This window comes from Rhodococcoides kyotonense (assembly GCF_001645385.1).
Taxonomy (GTDB): domain Bacteria; phylum Actinomycetota; class Actinomycetes; order Mycobacteriales; family Mycobacteriaceae; genus Rhodococcoides; species Rhodococcoides kyotonensis_B.
Genome location: NZ_LVHI01000032.1, coordinates 46943 through 67997, shown reverse-complemented (window position 1 = coordinate 67997; position 21055 = coordinate 46943). Strand labels below are relative to the sequence as shown.

General features: G+C 64.1%; 18 protein-coding genes and 2 tRNA genes. 5 read left to right on the top strand and 15 right to left on the bottom strand.

What is annotated here, in order from left to right; all coding sequences use genetic code 11:
• Window positions 1-20: 20 nt before the first annotated feature.
• Entirely contained in the window at window positions 21-1622 is a 1602-nt protein-coding gene (locus tag A3K89_RS19880) for an alpha/beta hydrolase (protein ID WP_254303595.1), read from the bottom strand.
• Window positions 1623-1722: 100 nt separating this feature from the next.
• On the bottom strand, window positions 1723-2724 hold the full coding sequence (locus A3K89_RS19875; protein WP_068429658.1) for a GGDEF domain-containing protein: 1002 nt from the start codon (window positions 2722-2724) through the stop codon (window positions 1723-1725).
• 478 nt (window positions 2725-3202) lie between these two features.
• Here A3K89_RS19875 and A3K89_RS25875 point away from each other — a divergent pair, with 478 nt between their 5' ends.
• Window positions 3203-3343, top strand: coding sequence for a hypothetical protein (locus A3K89_RS25875; RefSeq protein ID WP_157105391.1), 141 nt, complete (start codon window positions 3203-3205; stop codon window positions 3341-3343).
• A 93-nt stretch (window positions 3344-3436) separates the two neighbouring features.
• On the opposite strand, the gene A3K89_RS19870 is transcribed toward A3K89_RS25875, so the two are convergent.
• The 13 genes from A3K89_RS19870 to dnaA form a co-directional block, all read right to left on the bottom strand.
• Window positions 3437-3509, bottom strand: a tRNA-Ala gene (locus A3K89_RS19870).
• Window positions 3510-3561: 52 nt separating this feature from the next.
• The gene (locus tag A3K89_RS26740) at window positions 3562-3672 is read right to left on the bottom strand and encodes a DLW-39 family protein (protein ID WP_217266276.1); all 111 of its coding nucleotides are present in this window, start codon (window positions 3670-3672) and stop codon (window positions 3562-3564) included.
• A gap of 29 nt (window positions 3673-3701) precedes the next feature.
• Window positions 3702-3775: transfer RNA gene (locus tag A3K89_RS19865), tRNA-Ile, on the bottom strand.
• Window positions 3776-3886: 111 nt separating this feature from the next.
• Window positions 3887-5197, bottom strand: a complete 1311-nt coding sequence (locus A3K89_RS25870) for a DUF3566 domain-containing protein (RefSeq protein ID WP_068429656.1) — start codon at window positions 5195-5197, stop codon at window positions 3887-3889.
• On the bottom strand, window positions 5197-7746 hold the full coding sequence (gene gyrA, locus A3K89_RS19855; RefSeq protein WP_068429654.1) for a DNA gyrase subunit A: 2550 nt from the start codon (window positions 7744-7746) through the stop codon (window positions 5197-5199). The genes A3K89_RS25870 and gyrA overlap by 1 nt, the downstream gene beginning before the upstream one ends.
• A gap of 50 nt (window positions 7747-7796) precedes the next feature.
• Window positions 7797-9842, bottom strand: coding sequence for a DNA topoisomerase (ATP-hydrolyzing) subunit B (gene gyrB / locus A3K89_RS19850; protein ID WP_068429653.1), 2046 nt, complete (start codon window positions 9840-9842; stop codon window positions 7797-7799).
• 294 nt (window positions 9843-10136) lie between these two features.
• Window positions 10137-11231 (bottom strand): PDR/VanB family oxidoreductase, encoded by a 1095-nt coding sequence (locus tag A3K89_RS19845; protein ID WP_068429650.1) that lies wholly within the window; start codon window positions 11229-11231, stop codon window positions 10137-10139.
• Between the two features lie 34 nt (window positions 11232-11265).
• On the bottom strand, window positions 11266-12153 hold the full coding sequence (locus tag A3K89_RS19840) for a metal-dependent hydrolase (protein WP_068429647.1): 888 nt from the start codon (window positions 12151-12153) through the stop codon (window positions 11266-11268).
• A 160-nt stretch (window positions 12154-12313) separates the two neighbouring features.
• Window positions 12314-12871 carry a DUF721 family protein gene (locus tag A3K89_RS19835; protein ID WP_068429645.1) on the bottom strand — a complete coding sequence of 186 codons (558 nt, stop codon included), beginning with the start codon at window positions 12869-12871 and terminating at the stop codon, window positions 12314-12316.
• Window positions 12868-14088, bottom strand: coding sequence for a DNA replication/repair protein RecF (recF, locus tag A3K89_RS19830; protein WP_068429643.1), 1221 nt, complete (start codon window positions 14086-14088; stop codon window positions 12868-12870). Before recF ends, A3K89_RS19835 begins: the two co-directional genes overlap by 4 nt.
• 3 nt (window positions 14089-14091) lie before the next feature.
• Complete coding sequence (gnd, locus tag A3K89_RS19825) at window positions 14092-15012, bottom strand: phosphogluconate dehydrogenase (NAD(+)-dependent, decarboxylating) (protein WP_068429640.1); 921 nt, start codon at window positions 15010-15012, stop codon at window positions 14092-14094.
• Window positions 15013-15091: 79 nt separating this feature from the next.
• Window positions 15092-16276: a DNA polymerase III subunit beta gene (dnaN, locus tag A3K89_RS19820; RefSeq protein WP_068429638.1), complete on the bottom strand. Its 1185-nt coding sequence runs from the start codon at window positions 16274-16276 to the stop codon at window positions 15092-15094.
• 560 nt (window positions 16277-16836) lie between these two features.
• Window positions 16837-18369 carry a chromosomal replication initiator protein DnaA gene (dnaA, locus tag A3K89_RS19815; RefSeq protein WP_068430060.1) on the bottom strand — a complete coding sequence of 511 codons (1533 nt, stop codon included), beginning with the start codon at window positions 18367-18369 and terminating at the stop codon, window positions 16837-16839.
• A gap of 603 nt (window positions 18370-18972) precedes the next feature.
• Here dnaA and rpmH point away from each other — a divergent pair.
• Genes rpmH through yidC form a run of 4 tightly spaced genes read left to right on the top strand, consistent with a single transcriptional unit; the run spans window position 18973 to window position 20984 of the window.
• Window positions 18973-19116, top strand: a complete 144-nt coding sequence (rpmH, locus tag A3K89_RS19810) for a 50S ribosomal protein L34 (RefSeq protein WP_026347786.1) — start codon at window positions 18973-18975, stop codon at window positions 19114-19116.
• A 32-nt stretch (window positions 19117-19148) separates the two neighbouring features.
• The gene (gene rnpA, locus A3K89_RS19805) at window positions 19149-19529 is read left to right on the top strand and encodes a ribonuclease P protein component (protein ID WP_084423907.1); all 381 of its coding nucleotides are present in this window, start codon (window positions 19149-19151) and stop codon (window positions 19527-19529) included.
• The gene (gene yidD / locus A3K89_RS25575; protein ID WP_084423906.1) at window positions 19526-19864 is read left to right on the top strand and encodes a membrane protein insertion efficiency factor YidD; all 339 of its coding nucleotides are present in this window, start codon (window positions 19526-19528) and stop codon (window positions 19862-19864) included. Before rnpA ends, yidD begins: the two co-directional genes overlap by 4 nt.
• A 4-nt stretch (window positions 19865-19868) precedes the next feature.
• Complete coding sequence (yidC, locus tag A3K89_RS19800) at window positions 19869-20984, top strand: membrane protein insertase YidC (RefSeq protein ID WP_068429633.1); 1116 nt, start codon at window positions 19869-19871, stop codon at window positions 20982-20984.
• Window positions 20985-21055 lie beyond the last annotated feature (71 nt).

Here is a 21055-nt window from a genome sequence, read left to right as displayed (position 1 = left end):
TGCGGGCTTCACTCCCGGCTCTAGTCCAGTCCTGCAACCACCCGAGCAATCGCGTGCTGCGACGTCGTGCCGTCGGTGAAGTAGTCGCTGTGCCCGTCCGACGCGCGCAAACCGCCTGCTGCCGTGGTGGGCAACACCTCGACTCCTGCGAGTTCGCTCGGATCGGCACCGAACACACCGAGATCGACGACGACGTCGCCGGCCGCCTCGCCGACGTGGAGGTGCCCGGGCGGGATCGACAGTTCGTGCACGGTCCCGACGCCGAGGCCCGGCGAGCCCACCGAGACGAACTCGTCGACACCGGTCGCCGACGCGTCGCGCACCGCATGTGCCGCGGTCAGCGAGCCGTACGAGTGTCCGAGCAGCGACAGGTGCGGGTCGCTGCGTCTCGACGCGTCGAGGCCGTCGAGGAACGTGGTGAGCCTGGCACCACCGGCGACGGCAGCGCCCGCGCCGACGACGGAACGGTTCGGGTCGAACAGACTCCAGCCGGTGTGTGGCGTCGAGTAATTCATCCACGTCACCACCGCGGCCGTGTCGTTCGACGGAAGCTGTTGTCGCACAGCTCTTTCGAGCGCATCCATGTCGCCGTCGTACCGAATCAGGTCGCTCTGCACGTCGGAGTTCATTCCCGGGACGAACACCGCTACATGGGTTGCCGTGTCGACGTCACCCACCGCGACAGCGGCCAACGTGTCGTCGGCGGAGTGATTGTCGAGCACCAGCAGTTGCCTGTTTCCCTTCGCAAGAGTGGTCGCGACGGCGTCCAACGCGGCCAGCCTTTTCTCGGTCTGCGCGAGCCCTGCGTCGGCGTTGCTGAATGCTCCTCCGAACTTGTTGCCTTGCAATTCTTTTCGTAGTTCGTCGACGACTTCCGCGAGCCGTGTTCGCTCCTGGGCGAGCACGCGACGGTTCGCCGCGTCGCGAACGTGGGCCGGAATGCCGTCGAGATTGCCCAGCAGTTCCGGTCGACGCACCAGGAATTCGGTCCGTTCGGCCTGAGTCGCCGCGTCCCAGAAAGCCGCGTTCGCCGCCGGCGTTCCGGGCACCGGAGGGTCCACTGTGGCCTGCCGCGTCCGATCCTCGCCGTTCTCGCACCGGTTCAACGACGCTGCGGTACGTCCGTCCAATTCCTCGGCCCGAGCGAGCAATGCGACGGCTCGTTCCTCGAGCTCCCGCCGAATCCGCAGTCGGTCGCGGGCGATACCCCAGGCATCAGCGGCAGCACTCGTGTACATCGGGAGGCCGTCGACCACGGTGCCGTCGGAACCGATGGACATCGACGTGCCGTCCGCGTCGGCTGCGCACTCACGGACCGCATGCGTCAGCGGATACATCGCGATGGCCATCTCGTCCAGGCACCGACCGACGGCGCTCAGCACTCGGGCACGTTCGCCGACATCGCTTTCGAGGCCGTTCATCGCCGCACGGGCAGCATCTGCGGCCGGACCGTGCCAGTCGAGCTGTTTCAGTAAGCCCGCCAGATCCACACTTCGGTCGTCCATGCTTTTCGACGAGTCACGGATGCGCCGGGCGAGGACGCCGACCTCCGACGGATTCCAGTTTCGAACATCCTCCCACGCCAACGACATGCCGCCCCCGCTCGATCGCCCACCTCGCACGTCGACGAATGTGCCGACGCATCAGGACAATTGAACCGCGAGCCGCGACCGCGACGGAGAATTCATCCACAGACTGTGGATGAATTCTGTGGAGCAAGCGTCAGCGCGCTATTCTCCACTCCGAATCGTCGGAGCCCGGCGTATCGGTCCGTGACGCCTTCTGTGCCCGCGATGGGCGAGCACGCTTGGCGCGGTAGAGATCGGCGTCGGCCGCACGATAGACGTCCACCCAGCGTCGCGTCGCAGGCATGCACACCAGTCCCACGCTCCACTCGGCGCGATGTGCCCGTCGTAGGCGGTCGATGATCTGCCACGCCTCGGCCTCCAGAACGCCAGGCATGAACAACACGAACTCGTCTCCCCCGAGCCGTCCCAACACGTCGCGACGACCGATCTCCGCCTTCCATGCTTTCGACACCCTGGACAGCAAGACGTCGCCGGCGATGTGGCCGTACTCGTCGTTGATCTGTTTGAAGTTGTCCAGATCCAGAACGGCGACGCTGACGGACAATCCGCGACTTGCACACGCGGGCAGCATCTTCTCGACCTTGGACTCGAACCCGAAGCGGTTGAGGAGACCGGTCAGCGTGTCGTGTGTCGCCGAGAAGCGCATGCGACGCGCGAACGCGCCGAAAACCTCTGTGGCCCCGACGATTCCGAGTGCCACGAGGACGTAGACGACAAACGACGAGTCGAACGGACTGGCCGCGGCGCCGACGACGGCCGAGACGGCGAGGACCGCGACCCAACCACCGGCGTTGCGCTCCGACCAGAACGCACCGATGTGCATACCCAGGAAGATCGCGGCCTGGACGCAGATCAGGAAAGCAGGAAGCGTCACCACCGCGGAGAAGGACACCGCCAGCGCGACGATCGCGAGTGACGTCACGATGCCGATGATTCGCTTGGGGCTCGGCGGCCTCGACCGAACGAGAACGACGGCTGCGGCCGACCCGCACAGTACGGACACCACGACCGCGGTGCGTCCCCACACGCCCAACATCGACCACGACGCGCTTCCGGCTGCCGCGTACAGAAGGGTCGACCCGACCACGAACACGAACAGCGTGACTCCGGCCTCGTCGAATCTGGGCCTGGTCACGCGTGACGCAATCGTGCCGCGGATTCCCCGGTACCGAGGCGTACAGCCGATGCGAGCAGAATTCGACCCGGCACGGCCCACCTCCCCATGAACACCACGCACTACCGACGTCGTGCGGGACTGTAACACCTTCCGCCGACTTTTCGGATGGGTAACCGACGGATCGGCCGATGGCACGCGTCCTGGCGTGACGATGGACCGAACGACGTCGTCGTGGATACCGGGAGTCCGTACGTGAATGCACCCCCCTGCGGCGCATTCACGTCGGACGTTTGCCGGTACTTACCGAAGAGTAGGGCCCAGACGGTGTGCGGGCACGCTACACAGCCGAAGACTGGGCATTTCGACACACCCGCCTACCCACGTCTTGGCATCTCTCACAGTCCAGGAAAGACCTGCGCAGATGATGGCAGTTTTTCGACGTACATTGTCATCACTGCCACTGTTCGCCCGTTTTCGCAGCACAGACACTCTAAGCATGACAACTTTCATCGCCCTCGTGATCGTCATGGTCTTCCTTCACGTCGTCACGACGACGTACATCCGACACGGACGGTCGCAGTCCGTCCGTGACCTCTGGGACAGCCCGTACCGCTACAACTGGTTCCGGGAGAGCTGACGGATCAGGCGCCACGTGCCACCACACAGTAAGGACGTTGCACAGACACGAAAAAGGCGTCCGATCCGTGCGGATCGAACGCCTTCTTCTTTGTGGAGCCTAGGAGATTCGAACTCCTGACATCTGCCTTGCAAAGGCAGCGCTCTACCAACTGAGCTAAGGCCCCGGATCGTGCCGGACAAGCGAACAACAGCTTACACGCTTGCAACCAACGGACGTCAGGCGGCTGTAACTTCGTGCCAGACACCGTCTCCCGCACGCTGTGCGCGTACCTTCGACACTGTCACGATCGCTGCTACTGCCGCGCCGACGAGAACGAGAATCTTCACAGAATCTCACCTCTTCGTCTCGCTCGGTGTGGGCCTAGGAGGACTTGAACCTCCGACCTCTTCCTTATCAGGGAAGCGCTCTAACCGCCTGAGCTATAGGCCCGTGTACCTCGGTGACCGGAATGATTTCTCTTTCCGAACCGAGGAGAGAGATTACCGTATCGAACCGCCGTACTCCAAAACGGCCCGATACGGTGCCTCTCACCTGCGCATTTCAGTCCCGGTCGGCCAGTGTCACTTCGACACCGCCCACCAGGTCGGACGACAGGTTGTAGATGAACGCCCCGATCGTCGTCAGCGCCGTGAACAGGATGACGTTGATCACACCGATGACCGCTGCATACCCGAACACCTGTCCGGCGCTGACGAGTCCGCCGCCACCGGACTCGTTGACGATCTCGGTGAAGGCACTGTTCAACCTGTCCCAGACGCCCATGCCGTCGAGAACCGCGTACAGCAGCCCGACCGCGACCATCCAGACGAAGAACAACGACACCGCGATCACGAGCGAGATCTTGAGCGTCGACCAGGGATCGATCTTGCGCAGCTGAACCGTCGCACGCAGCGACTCACCCTCGGGTCGTGCAGCGACGAGCGCAGGCGCTGCAACGGCAGCCTGCTTCTCGGAGCCGGACTCCGGGTGCCGGACCGCGGACAGATCCGGCATGTCCTTCGCCAGATCCTTGCGCTCGATGTGACGCGTCGGACCGTCGATGACCGCTGCCTTCGACTTCGCGGCCTCGCGGCGCTGTGTCTTGGCGTCGGCGTCCTCGGTGACCGCCGGGTAGGCGGCCGTCCGATCCGCTGGAGCCGCGGAGGCCTGTGCGCCGGTGGGCAACGATCCACCACGGTTCGACAGGTTGGTCTGCGGCGTGCTCTGCGGCGCGGACGTATCGGCCGGCTCCTGACGCTGCGTGCGCTGCCACGGCGGAGACTGCACAGCACCGTTGGTCGGCACCTGCTGAGTCTCGTTCGCCCGCAGAGGGTCACGGGGACGACTCTGTTCCGGCGCGGGTGCCGATGCGGCAGGCGACTGAGGGGCACGCTTCTCGGGCTGGCCGACCGCCGAAGCAGCCTCGGTCGGCGGCTGCTTGTCCGCTGCCGGACGGGGTGCCTGCTGCGGTGCCGGTGCCTGCTGCGGTGCCTTGGGAGTGGTTGCGCCCTGCTGCGGGGCGGGCTGAGCCTGAGTTGCAGGCTGTTCCCGCGTCTGCGGAGCCCTGTCCGACGTCTGTTGCGGCGCCGGGCGAGCGGCCTGCGGGGGCTGCTGGGGACGCTGAGCGGCCGGACCCTGCGCAGGCTGCGGCCCCCGAGGAGGCTGGCCCTGCGGGCCAGGACGTCCACCCTGCACCGGCTGTTGGCCCTGCGGAGGTTGCTGCCCTTGCGGAGGCCTCGGTTGCGGCCGAGCACCACCCTGCGGCGGCCCAGCCGGCCGCGATACCGGTTGCGGCCTCACAGGCTGAGCTTGCTGTTCGGCTCGATCACTCTGCGGACCGGGCGTGCTGCCTGGCCTGTTGGGAGTGCTCACTACGACTCCTTCGATGCATCATCTTCGGTGCTCGTGGTACCCGGCTCGGGCTCGTCTGCTTCGTCTGCGTTGCGGGCGATAGCGAGCAGTGTGTCGCCTTCACCGAGATTCATCAACCGAACGCCCTTCGTCTGCCGGCCCGCCTTGCGTACCTGCTTCGCGGCGGTACGAATGACACCGCCACTCGAGGTGATGGCGTACAGCTCGTCGTCGTCGTCGACGATGAGCGCTCCCACCAGGGTGCCACGCTTCGGGTCGTACTGGATCGTGAGCACACCCTTGCCGCCACGACCCTGAGCCGGGTAGTCCTCCATCGCGGTGCGCTTGGAGTAACCGCCGGACGTCGCGACGAGAAGGTACTTGCCCTCACGGACGACGTTCAGCGACAGCAGCTGGTCGTCACCGTTGAAACGCATGCCCTGGACGCCGGATGTCGCACGACCCATCGGACGCAGAACTTCGTCGGTCGCCGAGAAGCGGATCGACTGCCCCTGTCCGGAGACGAGCAACAGATCGTCGTCGGACGACGCCAACACGGCGCCGACCAGCTCGTCCTCGCCGCGGAGGTTGACGGCGACGATGCCGCCGCTGCGGTTGGAGTCGAAGTCGGTGAGCTTGGACTTCTTCACCAGACCACCCTTGGTGGCCAGCACCAGGTAGGGCGCGTCCTCGTACGTCTTGATCTGGATGACCTGGGCGATACGCTCGTCGGGCTGGAAGGCCAGCAGGTTCGCGACGTGCTGACCGCGTGCGGTGCGGTTTGCCTCGGGCAGCTCGTATGCCTTCGCGCGGTAGACGCGGCCCTTCGTGGTGAAGAACAGAATCCAGTCGTGCGTCGAGCACACGAAGAACTTGCTGACGATGTCGTCCTGCTTGAGACCTGCGCCCTGGACCCCCTTGCCGCCGCGCTTCTGCGAGCGGTACAGATCGGTCTTGGTGCGCTTGGCGTACCCGGTCTCGGTGATGGTGACGACGACGTTCTCGCGAGCGATCAAGTCCTCGTCGCTGACGTCTCCGTCGTTAGCGATGATGCGGGTACGACGGTCGTCGCCGTACTTCTCCACGATCTCGGCGAGCTCGTCGCGCACGATCTGACGCTGGCGCTCGGGCTTGGCGAGGATGTCCTGCAGGTCCGCGATCTCACGCTCGATCTCGGCCAACTCGTCGATGATCTTCTGACGCTCGAGGGCTGCGAGACGACGCAGCTGCATCGCGAGGATGGCGTCGGCCTGGATGGTGTCGACGTCGAGCAGCTCGATCAAGCCGGTCCGTGCCGCGTCCACGTCGGGCGAGCGACGGATCAGGGCGATGACCTCGTCCAGCGCGTCGAGAGCCTTGACCAGACCGCGCAGGATGTGGGCCCGCTCTTCGGCCTTGCGCAGGCGGTAGCGCGTGCGCCGAATGATGACGTCGAGCTGATGAGCCACGTAGTAGCGGATCATCTGATCGAGACGCAGCGTGCGCGGAACACCGTCGACGATCGACAGCATGTTCGCGCCGAAGCTCGTCTGCAGCTGCGAATGCTTGTAGAGGTTGTTCAGCACGACCTTGGCGACGGCGTCACGCTTGATGGTGACGACGATGCGCATGCCGACGCGGTCGGAGGACTCGTCGTCGATCTTCGAGATGCCGGCGAGCTTTCCGTCGCGGACCTGCTCGGCGATCGAGGTGATCAGGTTGTCCGGGTTGACCTGGTACGGCAACTCGGTGATGACGATCGTGGTGCGGCCGTTCGAGTCCTCTTCGATCTCGACGACGCCGCGCATGCGAATCGAGCCGCGGCCGGTCGAGTACGCGTCCTGGATGCCCTGGTTGCCGACGATGAGACCGTGCGTCGGGAAGTCCGGGCCCTTGACGCGTTCCATGCACGCGGCGAGCGTGGCTTCCTCGTCGGCCTCGTGGTTGTCGAGGGCCCAGAACACGGCCTCGCCGAGTTCGCGCAGGTTGTGCGGAGGAATGTTGGTGGCCATACCGACGGCGATGCCGTTGGAGCCGTTCATCAACAGGTTCGGCACACGCGACGGAAGTACCGTCGGCTCCTGGGTCTTGCCGTCGTAGTTGGGGATGAAGTCGACGGTTTCCTCGTCGATGTCGCGCAGCATCTCCATCGCGAGCGGCGTCAGACGGGCCTCGGTGTATCGCATGGCGGCGGGTCCGTCGTTGCCGCGTGACCCGAAGTTGCCCTGACCGTCGACGAGCGGGTACCGCATCGACCACGGCTGGGCGAGACGCACGAGCGCGTCGTAGATCGAGGTGTCACCGTGCGGGTGATAGTTACCCATCGTTTCGGCAACGGGCCGAGCGGATTTCACGTAGCTACGGTCGGGGCGGAAGCCCGAGTCGTACATCGCGTAGAGGACGCGGCGGTGCACCGGCTTGAGGCCGTCGCGCACCTCGGGCAGCGCGCGGCCGACGATGACGCTCATCGCGTAGTCGATGTAACTACGCTGCATCTCCTGCTGAATGTCGACCGGATCGATCCGGTCTCCGCCCTCGGCGTTCGTCGTCTGTCCGGGAGGCCCGACAGGAGGCTCGGTGGTATCCGACATCAAATTCTCCTTGAATCAAAGATAGTGCGTGGCAACAGGTTTCGAGCGCGCTACACGTCCAGGAACCGAACGTCCTTGGCGTTGCGTGCGATGAAACTGCGTCGGGCACTGACGTCTTCACCCATCAGGACGCTGAAGAGCTCGTCCGCGGCAGCCGCGTCGTCGAGCGTGACCAGACGCAACACACGGACCGCCGGGTCCATCGTGGTCTCCCACAGCTCTTTCGCGTTCATCTCGCCGAGACCTTTGTAGCGCTGGACGCCGTCGTCGACGTTGATCTTGCGCTTGTTCGCCAGGCCGGCCTCGAGCAGGCCGTCGCGCTCACGGTCGGAATACGCGTAGTCGGGCTCGCCGCGGTTCCACTTGATCTTGTAGAGCGGCGGCATCGCGAGGTAGACGTGGCCGTGCTCGATGAGTGGACGCATGAAGCGGAACAGCAGCGTCATCAGCAGAGTCGAGATGTGCTGGCCGTCGACATCGGCGTCGGCCATCAGCACGATCTTGTGATACCGCAGCTTGCTGATGTCGAACTCGTCGTGAATGCCGGTTCCGAAGGCCGTGATGATGGACTGCACTTCGTTGTTCTTCAGCACACGGTCGATACGCGCCTTCTCGACGTTGATGATCTTTCCGCGCAGCGGCAGGATCGCCTGGAACATCGAGTCGCGGCCCGACTTCGCGGAGCCTCCTGCGGAGTCGCCCTCCACGATGTAGATCTCGGACTTCGCCGGGTCGTTGGAACGGCAGTCGGCGAGCTTGCCGGGCAGGCCACCGATGTCGGTTGCGCTCTTGCGCCGCACCAACTCTCGCGCCTTGCGCGCGGCCATGCGCGCCTGCGCCGACGACACGGCCTTGTTGATGATGGTCTTGGCATCGGCCGGGTTGGACTCGAACCAGTGCGCGAGGTGCTCGTTGCACGCCTTCTGCACGAACGAACGAACCTCGGTGTTGCCGAGCTTGGTCTTGGTCTGACCCTCGAACTGCGGTTCGCCGACGCGTACCGAGATGACGGCCGCGAGACCTTCGCGGATGTCGTCGCCGGTGAGTTTGCCGTCCTTCTCCTTGACGAGCTTCTTCTCGGCTGCATACTTGTTGACCGTCGACGTCAGCGCGGTACGGAAGCCCTCTTCGTGGGTACCGCCCTCGTGCGTGTTGATCGTGTTGGCGAACGTGTGGACCGACTCGGAGTACCCGGCGTTCCACTGCATCGCGATCTCGACCTCGTGTCCCTCACCCTTGGCGGTGAAGCCGACGACGGAACCGTGGATCGCGGTCTTGGTCTTGTTGATGTGCTTGACGAAGTCGACGAGGCCGTCGGGGTAGTGATAGGTGCGCTTCTTGACCTTGGCGGCCTTGGGCGCCTCTGCCTCTGCTTCTTCTTCGGACGCGGTCTTGGGTGCTTCCGCCGTCTCGGCGAGTTCGTCCTCGCTGGCGTCGGACGCCGCGACCCGCTCGTCGGTGAAGTTGATGGTCAGTCCCTTGTTCAGGAACGCCATCTCCTGCAGGCGACGGTGCACGGTCTCGAAGCTGAAGTCGAGCGTCTCGAAGATCTCGCCGTCGGGCCAGAAGCGGACCGTGGTGCCTGTCGCGTCCGTGTCGCCGACGGTCTCGAGCGGGCCGGGCTTGGCGTAGTCGTACGACTGCTTGTAGCGGTGGCCGTCGCGTGCGATCTGCAGCTCCACCTTGGTGGACAGCGCGTTGACGACCGAGATGCCGACGCCGTGCAGACCACCGGACACCGCGTAGGAGTCCGAGTCGAACTTTCCGCCTGCATGCAGCTGGGTCATGACGACCTCGACGGTGGGAACACCGGACGCGTGCGTGGCGACGGGGATGCCACGGCCGTCGTCGACGACCTCGACGCTGCCGTCGTCGTGAATGGTGACGTCGACGGTGGTGGCGTATCCGGCCATCGCCTCGTCGACGGAGTTGTCGACGACTTCCCAGATCAAGTGGTGCAGGCCGCGCTCACCGGTGGAACCGATGTACATACCGGGCCGCTTACGAACTGCTTCCAGTCCCTCGAGGACGGTGATCGACGAAGCGCCGTAGTCCTTGTTCTGAGTCTCGCTCTTACCTGACTTCTGGGCGGCCACGGTTCGGTCGTTCTCCTTTACGCGTCTTCACTCCCCCTCGCACCATCGGTGCTACCGCGCTCGCACCATGGCAGGTGCCACCGCACGGACGCTCGCGTTCCCCCTGATGTCCACGGACATGGACACCCGGTTCGGCGCGGTAGATCCGAAGGGCTTCTCTGTTACCGGTCCATACTACTGGTACGCACCGACAGGAGGGGGACGATGACACCCCGAAAAGCCCCCTGAAAGCCTCTCTGAGGGATTTTCTCAGCATCCGTCGACAAAGATGGACGGTGAAACCGTGTCGAACGGCTAGAGGTCCAGCACGATCCTTCCGCCCTTCGAGCGGGAGACGCAGATCAACATTTCGCGACCGCGCTCCTCCGGCGTCAGTCTGTCGTCGCGGTGCTCCGGGGTGCCGTGCAGCACCCGAACCCGACACGTTCCGCAGAATCCTTGCCGACAGGAATAGGCGACGTCCGGCTTGACCTCTCGAATCGCCTGCAGCGCAGTCATATCCGCCGGCACAGTCACCACCGTTCCGGATTCCACCAACTGAACCTCGAATTCGACACCGCCCCGAACGGGTGGCGGGGAGAAACGTTCGAAGTACAGGTGGGTCGCGCGAGAGTCGTCGAATGCCGTCCTCACGGTGTCGATCATCGGCGGCGGACCACAGCAGTACACCGCGCCACCCGTCACGTCGTGCAGCAGAGACGAGCCGATCTGCACACCGTCGACGTCGTCCGTGAAGACCGTCACACGCTCCGAGTTCCACGATTCGATCTCGTCGAGAAACGGCAACGATGCACGCGAGCGGCCGCAATAGATCAGACGCCAGTCCATGCCGACGCGTCGGGCAGCACGAACCATCGGCAGAATCGCGGTGATACCGATGCCGCCCGCCACGAACAAGGCCTGTCCCTGCGGCACGAACGGGAACCCGTTACGTGGCCCGAGAACGGTCACCTCGTCGCCAGGCTCGAGGGCATGCATCTCCGTCGACCCACCGCCGCCGTCCGGAACGAGCCGCACCGCAACGGTATAGGTGCTGTCCGACGGGTCGCCGCACAGCGAGTACTGGCGACGACGTCCCGACGGCAACCGGACGTCGATGTGCATTCCGGGCGACCATGCCGCGAGCGGGACGCCGTCGGTGGCCGCGAACGTCAATCGGACCACCGGTTGGTCGTCGCACATCACCTCGCGTCGCTCGAGCGTGAGCGACCTCGCGTGCACGACGGCCGGAGCCGCATGCTCGGGCGAGTAGGTACCTGCGTCCAGCAGTGCGAACCATTTGTCGAGCGCGTCGGTGACGAGCGACATCGTCTGGTCCGGAACCGGGTCACCGTACAGATCCGGCGGAATCGTCCGTCCCACCCGAAAGGATTCGACCGCCTTCGTCATATCGGAGAGCTTGCGTCGAACACCCATCTCGCGCCTACCCTGCAGCCGCTCGTGCCGCGGGCGACGACGCCAGATAGCGCTCCGCCTGTTCGGTCGATCCCTCCTGTGAGGGGTGGTAGTCCGACCGGAAGTACCGCAGCGATGCGCGCACGATCAGCATGGGCCCGGGAAACAACCCCTTGGCCGTGACCCGCCGGTACCGACGGAACGACGGCCGACGCTTCTTCACCGGCACATTCTGCAACGACGGATCCTGGCTCATCAGGTAGCGCACGCCGCGCGCCCAGAACCACATCAGTGCGGGCGCGATCACCAGATAGGTACGGATCCGCCTGGCCGGTCGGACGTCGAAGTACCGCATCACTTCGTATGCGACACAACGATGTTCGACCTCCTCGGCACCGTGCCAACGCAGCAGATCGAGCATCGTCGGATCGAACTCGACGTCGTCGAGGGCGTCGGCGTTGAGGACCCAGTCGCCGAGAAAAGCCGTGAGATGTTCTACGGCAGCGATCAGGGCGACGCGCTCGACGAGGCTGTTCTGACCGTGGTGCGTCCGGTTGCCGAGTGCGCGTCCGAACAGGAACTGCATTTGCTCGACGTACGGCGTCACGTCGATGCCGTACGCGGTCAGTTGATCGAGAACTTGCGTATGTGCTTGCGCGTGAACGGCTTCCTGTCCGATGAATCCGATGACGTCGTCGCGCAACTGCTCGTCGTGGATCAGGGGCAACGCTTCCTTGAACGTTCTGACGAACCATTCCTCGCCCTCGGGCAGGAGCAGATGCATCACGTTGAACAGGTGCGTCGCGAGGGGATCGCCGTCGACGTAGTGAAGTGGCAGGGACCCCCAATCGAACGCCACGTTCCGCGGCCGGAGAACCACTTTGTCGGACGGTCCTGCTTGCTCGGTCGAAGACATGCACTCACCTCGTCTTTGCGAACGTCGGTGGCGCCCCCGCACCGATCTCTCCTGGGGTCGAACGGCACGCTACGTGACAGAGTCGCGCGAAAGCAACCAAGATCACAGTTGACAAGTGCATGTTACCGAGCTGACAACGGTTTCCAGGGAGAAGAACGGTCTATCCGTACGTGTCGCGTGGACCGCGCCCTTTGATGTGGCGTTCGCCCTTCCGCCAGCTCTTGGTGACCGGACCGGTGATCTTCAGGGACGTCACCACACCATGTCCGACGGCCGCCGCGATCTTGGCCAGGATCTGCGACTGCATCAACCGCAGTTGAGTCGCCCACGCGGTCGACTCGGCGGACACGCTCAGCACGCCGTCCTCGAGTTTCGTCGGAGTGGCGTGCGAGGCGATGTCGTCTCCGACGACGGCCGTCCAGCGTCCCAACACGGTTCCTTCGGCCACCTTGTCGGACCATCCCCGCTTCTTCGCGATCGCGCCGGCCAGCGACCCGAGCGTCTGCGGATCCCGATCGTCGGGACCGGGACCGGACCACCCTCGCTTGCGACGACCGCGGAGCGCGCGAATTCCACCCAACGGCGACGAACGACCCTGTCCGACGGATTTGCCGCTCGCCTTCGCTGCCGCCCGTACCTCCTCGAGCGCACGACGCGCGAGGTCGACGCCGCGCAGTTCGGGCTGTGGTTCCGGTGCAGCTTCCTGGTCGTCGCTCACGGCGTCACACCTTCGCTCTCGTCGATCGCGCTGATCCTCGACACCCGACCAGTGTCCTCCTGGTGCGCAGCAACTCCCCAGCGGCGCGCCTCGAGCTCCGGGGGTACGTCCTCGGCCACCGCCGCGGTGATCAAGACCTGTTCGGCATCGACGGCAACCCGCGCCAATGCACTGCGACGCTTACGATCGAGTTCGGCGAACACGTCGTCGAGCATCAGGACCGGATCCGTGCCCTCCGCGCGAAGCAGACCGAACGACGCCAGTCGGAGCGACAACGCGAAGGACCACGATTCGCCGTGGCTCGCAAAGCCTTTCGCGGGCTGATCGCCCAACGTCAGCTCCAGGTCGTCACGATGCGGTCCGACGAGGCAAACTCCGCGCTCGATCTCGCGCTGACGCATCACCGAAAGTTGATGCAGGAAGGCAGCTTCCAACACATCGGCGTCGTCCGCCTCGGGAGTGCGTGTCGGATCGGAGAATTCGGCAGGTAGCGCGTCGGCGAGGCTGCTACGGTACCGGATCGCAGCGGGTCGAGACTCGGGCGCGATCGACGAATATGCTTCTGCGACATACGGAGTCAGCTCGTGCACCACACCGATGCGCGACGCCAGCAGCTGCGCACCGTGCGCCGCGAGGTGGCCGTCCCATACATCCAGCGTCGCAAGAGCACTCGCACCATCGCTCGAGGAGGATCCTCGCCGCAACGCACCGCCCGCCGTCTTCAACAACGCCGATCGTTGACGCAGTACCTTGTCGTAATCGCTTCGGACACCGGCCATTCGGGGTCGGCGCGTGGTCATCAGTTCGTCGAGGTAGCGACGTCGGTCACCCGGGTCGCCGCGTACGAGCGACAAGTCCTCGGGCGCGAACAGCACGCTGTGCAGCACACCGAGAATCTCTCGCGGCCGACGCACCGGTGACCGGTTCATGCGCGCCTTGTTCGCCCTGCCGTCCTGGATCTCGACGTCGATCGTCAGCTCACGACCATGATTGACGACGGTTGCGCTCGCGAACGCACGATCCGCACCCGCTCTGATCAGCGGCGCGTCCGACGAGACGCGATGCGAGGACAGCGTCGCCAGATATCCGAGCGACTCGAGCAGGTTCGTCTTGCCGTGCCCGTTCGGCCCGACGAACACCGTCGAACCCGGCTCGAGTTCGACGGTGGCGTCGTCCCACGATCGGAAATCACGCAGGGAGAAAGAACGAACGAACAAGGCTTATTTCTTCGGGTCGGGAGCGCGCAACGTCTCTTCGGTGGTGGCTCGTTTGACGGCGTGCCCGCCGAACTGGTTGCGCAGCGCGGACACTGCCTTCATCGCCGGCGAATCCTCCTGGCGCGACGCGAACCGCGCGAACAGCGCCGCGGAAATCACCGGAGCCGGGACAGCGTGTCGGATCGCTTCCTCGACGGTCCACCGTCCTTCGCCGGAATCCTCTGTGTACCCGGAGATCTCGCGGAACTCCGGGTCCTGAGCGAGTGCCTGAACGAGCAGATCGAGCAGCCAGGACCGCACGACGGTGCCCTGACTCCACGCACGAAGGACGCCGTGCACGTCCTGGACCAGGTCTTCCGCCTCGAGGAGTTCGTAGCCCTCGGCGTACGCCTGCATCAACCCGTACTCGATGCCGTTGTGCACCATCTTCGAGTAGTGGCCTGCACCGACGGGCCCGGCATGGACGAAACCGTCGGCGCGCTCGCCTTCCGGGCGCAACGCGTCGAAGATCGGAATTGCGCGCTCGACGTCGGCCTCGGAGCCACCGACCATGAGGCCGTAGCCGTTCTTCAGACCCCACACACCGCCGGACACACCGGCGTCGATGTAACCGATGCCCTTCTCCGCGAGCAGGTCGGCGTTCATCCTGTCGTCGGTGAACCGGGAATTGCCGCCGTCGATGACCAGGTCGCCCTCCTCGAGGACGTCACGCAGCGAGGTGATCGTGTCACGCGTGATGTCGCCGGCGGGCACCATCACCCAGACGACGCGCGGCGCGGTCAGCGCTGCAGCGAGATCGCCGAGCGACGGCGTATCGGTGACCTCGGGTCGCGGGTCGTATCCGATCACTTCGTGGCCGTGTGCGCGAAGACGCTCGCGCATGTTGAAGCCCATTTTCCCGAGGCCGACCAGTCCCAGCTGCATGAGAGACGTCCTTCTCTAGTGTGCGGTCATTCGCGCGTTCACCTTCGGGCGAAGGCGGGCGCACGTAGTCCGTACCCGATCAGCCCGGAAGTCGAACCGGCATCAGCAGGTACGTGTACGCGCTCTGCGGTGCTGCGAACTTGCCCGACGCGTCGGGTACCAGTTCATCATCGGCGGTCGGCCGCAGAACTGCAGGACGACTGGGAGTGGTGAAACCGAAGGTGACCTTCTCGCTGTGCAGCGACGACAATCCGTCGATCAGGTAGCCCGGGTTGAACGCGATGGTCAACGCTTCACCCTGGAAGTCCGCCATCAGCGATTCCTCGGCGCGACCTGCATCGTCGCCACCGGCCGACAGCAGCAGACCTTCGGCGGAGAACTCGAGTCGAACCTGTGCGCCGCGCTCGGCGACGAGAGCGACACGTTTGATCGCCTCGACGAGGGGAGCGACCTCGACGACGGCCACAGCGGTGTGTTCCGCGGGCAGGAGCTGACGGAACTTCGGGAAGTCGGCGTCGAGAAGCCTGGTCGTCGTGCGGCGACCCTCGCTGATGATGCCGAGAAGACCGTCGGCGCCGACGGACGACCCGGAACCGAGAGCGAGCTCGACGGGCGAATTCGCGTTGCCGCCCAACGTCTTTGCGGATTCGGACAGAGTCTTGGCCGGGATCAGAACTTCGGTCTTGGTCTCGCCGTTCGCCGGCATCCACTCGAGCTCGCGGACGGCCAGACGGAATCGGTCGGTCGCCGCGAGGACCACGGTCGTGCCGTGGATCTCGACGCGGATGCCGGTCAGCATCGGCAGCGTGTCGTCGCGTCCGGCGGCGACGGCGACCTGGGAGATGGCCTCGGAGAAGACATCGTTGGCGACGGATCCGGTCTGCGTCGGCAGTTCCGGTAGCTGAGGGTAATCCTCGACAGGCATCGTCGGCAGCGAGAACTTCGCGCTACCGCACGTGATGAGCACCCTGGTTCCGTCGACGCCGACGTCGACGGGCTTGTTCGGAAGCGACTTCGTGATGTCCGCCAGGAGCTTGCCCGAGACCAGTGCCTTGCCTGCGGTCGATACCTCGGCGGACACCCGGACCTGCGCGGACACCTCGTAGTCGAAGCCCGACACGGTCAAGCCCTGCTCGTCTGCAGCGAGAAGAACTCCACCGAGGACAGGAACTGGCGGCCGGGACGGCAGGCTTCGCGCTACCCACGCAACGGAATCGGAGAAATCTTCACGAGCAACGCGAAACTTCAGACTTCCAAGCTCCATCGCTCGGCATTTCCTCTCGGTCGGGGCGGTTCGTCACGAAGAAGGGTCTTCGGTGAGTGCGGGGCACTCGAGGGCACCGGTGCATCACTGAGTCTGACACAACCGGCAGATGCACACCGTATGCCCTTTGCGACCAACTTGGAAAGCCGAACCTGGCGCGCTCGGACGCGTCGACGAGGGGCTGTGAGGGGATCTGTCCCCAATACCTGTTTTCAAAGAAGATCCCTTCAAGAGAAATTCTTCGTATTAATAGGTCCTGTGGAATCTGTGCACTCGCCCCTCGAGCCGCTGGTCGCTCGGCGTGGTGTCGTGGGGATGAATTCGGGACCAATCGGCGGTTGCGATGGGGAAGCTTGTGGACGAATCACAAACGGTTCACAGCCTCCCACAGTCCATCCCCAGAAGAGCGCGTTTCTCCACATGCTTATCCACAGGTGTGAATCATTGGAGACCACCCCGAAAAAAGTTTCCGAGAACGTCTCTCGAGGGGCGCCCGCATACGAGAAACGCCGGACGGATCCTCTCTCGAGGGGGTCCGCCCGGCGTCGGGACGAGAAACGTCAGCGCTTGGAACGCTGTTTGATGCGAGCCGTCAGCTCCTGTACCTGGTCGTAGACCTTGCGACGCTCGGTCATCTCCTTGCGAATCTTCTTGTCGGCGTACATGACGGTGGTGTGGTCCCTACCGAAGGTCTGGCCGATCTTGGGCAGCGAGAGATCGGTGAGCTCGCGGCACAGATACATCGCGATCTGACGGGCCATGGCCAGTGCCCTGGCCTTACCCGGCCCGCACAGGTCGTCGATCGTGGTGTCGAAGTACTCGGCGGTGACGGCCATGATCGTCGCCGCGTTGATCTCGAGGCTCGAGGAGTCCGGCATCAGATCGCGGAGGACCACTTCGGCGAGCGTCAGATCCAGAGCCTGTCCGTTGAGCGACGCGAACGCGGTGACGCGGATGAGCGCACCCTCGAGTTCACGAATGTTGCGCTCGATACGGCTGGCGATCAGCTCGAGGACGTCGTGCGGCACGTCGAGCCGGTCCATCCTCGCCTTCTTGCTGAGGATGGCGATGCGGGTCTCGAGTTCCGGCGGCTGAACATCGGTGATCAGGCCCCATTCGAACCGGGTACGCAGGCGTTCCTCGAGGGTGGCCAGCTGCTTCGGAGGACGATCCGACGAGACGACGATCTGCTTGTTCGCGTTATGCAGTGTGTTGAAGGTGTGGAAGAACTCCTCCTGGATACCTTCCTTGCCCTCGATGAACTGGATGTCGTCGACCAGAAGGACATCCGTTTCGCGGTAGCGGCGCTTGAACGCGACCTTGCGGTCGTCACGAAGACTGTTGATGAAGTCGTTCGTGAACTCCTCGGTCGAGACGTACTTCACGCGCATGCCCGGGAAGAGGCGTTGAGCATAGTGACCGGCCGCATGGAGCAGGTGAGTCTTGCCCAGACCCGACGCGCCCCAGACGAACAACGGGTTGTAGGCGCGGGCGGGCGCTTCGGCGATCGCGACGGCGGCCGCGTGCGCGAATCGGTTGGAAGCGCCGATGACGAAGGTGTCGAACGTGTACTTCGCGTTCAAGCTGCCGGCGCCCGCGGGAGGAGTTGTCGTCTCGGGTGGCTTGGTGAAGTAGGTCGGCCACGAGTTCTGCACGCTCGTCAGAGCGTCACCGTCGTCGTCGACTTCCTCGTAGTCCGCCGTCTCGGAATCCGACGGTTCGTCGTCGGTGCTGGTCAGGAACCGACGACGGTAGGTCGGTGAACTGGGAGTTTCAGGGTACGACGCACGTTCGGTCTCGTGCTTGTCCTCCTCGGGAGCCGAGATACGGACGCCGAGGCCCTCGACACCCTGGCCGAGGTGACGGCCGAGTGCGTGCAGGATCGGTTCGCGGAGATCCCTCTCGATGGCTTCTTGCGCGAAGGACGAGGGGACCGCGAGCAGCGCGAAGCCTTGCGTGAGCGTGAGCGGTTCGACCAACGCCAGCCAGGCCTTCTGTCCCTTGGTCAGGTCTGGGCCGCCGTGCCGATCGGACGTCAACTCCGTGACAACCTCAGGCCAGACGCGCGCCAGCGCACCCGGATCGTCGTTCACGGTGCCTCCCATTCGAACAGTGCTGTCAACCGGCTGAATCCGATGATCTTTTCCCACCCGCGTCACGCCGAATTCGGCTATCGTCCCCTCTCAGCGACGTTCTTCGGGGGATTCACAGTCGAGCAGTGCACACGTGCCGGATACGAATATGCCACCTGGCCCGTGTTTCCACACAATTATCCACAGGTGTGGATTAACGACATCGTTGTCACCCGGACAGGGGCTCGCCGGCCGTATCCGTGCGGTTGTCCGGCCTTGACCTGCTGCTTTAGGTGAAACCGGCAGACTCGAGTTATGGGCTTGCCCTGTGAGTAACGGAGGACACGCGTCCGAATGCGTTTATACACACACCGTTCTCCCCATGGGTGTGGATGAATTACACGGATGTAGTCCCGAGGGCGTACATTCGACGAGTTTGACCACCGCCAAGTCGATCAGTACTCTCGAACAGTCACCCAAGGCGAGGTGGCCGATGCTTGCTGGCTGCATACAGTCTGTGGTTACTCGGATTTCTCGCTCGGGGATGTAATTGGAGTTCGACCGAACTCGTTACCACCGTTGCCGACGCCTTCGGGCGTCAATGATTTTCGAGGAGTGTTCACCGTGGCCAAGGGCAAGCGGACGTTCCAGCCGAACAACCGACGCCGCGCGCGTGTTCATGGCTTTCGTCTTCGTATGCGTACGCGTGCAGGTCGTGCAATCGTCTCTGCACGCCGTGGTAAGGGCCGCAAGGAACTCACCGCTTAATTCATTGTTCGTCCGAACGTACGGAGCTCGGGGTGTTGCCTGAGCCGCACAGATTGCATCGCAGCGCTGATTTCTCACGTGTGATGCGTCGAGGCCGCCGCATGGGTAGACAAGACCTGGTCGTTCACGCGTTCGCGCGTGACGACGAGAACACTGTCGTCAGCCCCGGTGCTTCGAGGTTCGGATTGATCGTCAGTAAAGCTGTCGGGCCGGCGGTAACTCGTCATCGAGTTGCACGCCGGCTTCGGCATATCTGCGCTGAGGTGATGCTCGAGGTGCCCGCCACCAGCGACGTCGTCATCCGAGCTCTTCCGGGCGCAGCCGATCTGTCCTCGAGTGACCTACAGCGCCAAGTTCGTTCGGGCTTGAAGAAGCTGGGGTACATCGACCCGGCGAAAGACGCGCGCTCATGACGCTGCTTCGCGCCGTCCGCTCGCTTCCCGCGCGGGCGCTGATCTTCTGTATCGAGCTGTACCGCACCTATGTGTCTCCGCTGAGGCTGCCCACCTGCCGTTTTTCACCTACGTGCAGTGAGTACGCAGTCGACGCGTTGAGAACCCACGGTGCGATCAAAGGCTCTCTGTTGTCCGTTGTCCGGTTGCTGAAATGTGCACCCTGGCACCCTGGAGGGTGGGATCCGGTTCCCGAACGCGGCTCATGGCGTCGCGCCTCGCCGGCGACAACCGAACAGACTTCGACCGAAGAAAGCCACGATCTCGTGAGAGTGGACGAACAGAGGAGTACATAGAGCCGTGCTCGATTTCATTTATTACCCGGTCTCCTGGATTCTCTGGGTGTGGCACAAGGTATTCGGTGCCGTTCTGGGTGCCGACAACGGATTCGCGTGGGCGCTGTCCGTGATGTTCCTGGTGTTCACTCTGCGACTGATTCTGTACAAGCCCTTCGTCAAGCAGGTTCGTACGACGCGTCAGATGCAGGAGCTGCAGCCGCAGATCAAAGCCCTGCAGAAGAAGTACGGCAAAGACAAGCAGCGCATGGCCGTCGAGATGCAGAAGCTGCAGAAGGAACACGGATTCAACCCGATCATGGGTTGCCTCCCGGTCCTGGCCCAGGCTCCGGTGTTCATCGGCCTGTTCCATGTGCTTCGTTCGTTCAACCGAACGGGTACCGGCGTAGGTCAGCTAGGCCTGGATCCGGCGGTCAACCGCACCCTGCCGAACTACGCCTTCAACGTGGAGGACGTGAACTCGTTCCTCGACGCCCGTCTGTTCGGCGCACCGATCTCGGCGTGGATCACGATGCCGAAGACGCAGCTCGAGGCGTTCGCCAACCCCGAACTCGGCCTCGGCGTCCCGTCGGTCTGGACGATCGTCGCGGTGTCGGTTCCGCTCATGGTCATCGCGGCCGTGGCCACGCACCTCAACTCGCGTGCATCCGTCGCTCGCCAGAGTGAGGCCGCAGCGGCCAATCCGCAGTCCGCAATCATGAACAAGCTTGCGTTGTATGTCTTCCCGCTCGGTGTTCTCGTATTCGGTGCGTTCCTGCCCATCGCCATCCTGCTCTACTGGGTGTCGAACAACCTGTGGACCTACGGCCAGCAGCACCTCGTGTTCGGCAAGATCGACCGTGAGGAAGAAGAGAAGAAGAAGCTCGCCCTCGAGAAGCGCACCGAGAACGCGCCGAAGCCGGGCGTCAAGCCGGTCACCAAGCCGAAGCCCGGTGCCAGGCCCAAGCTCTCGAAGATGACTCCTCCTCCAGTCGTGGACGCAGCCGAGCAGGATGGAACGTCCGACGTCGAAGCGAACCCGTCGGACAGCACTCCCCCGGCAGGTGGAAACGGGGCAGCGCGTCCCAAGGGACAGCGCCCGCAGCCGAACCGCAACAGGCCCAAGCGCAAGCGGCGCTGAGCGGCTCGATCGACGACAAGGGACGAAGATGCCTGCAGATACCGAAGAAACAACGAGTACGGACAACGCAG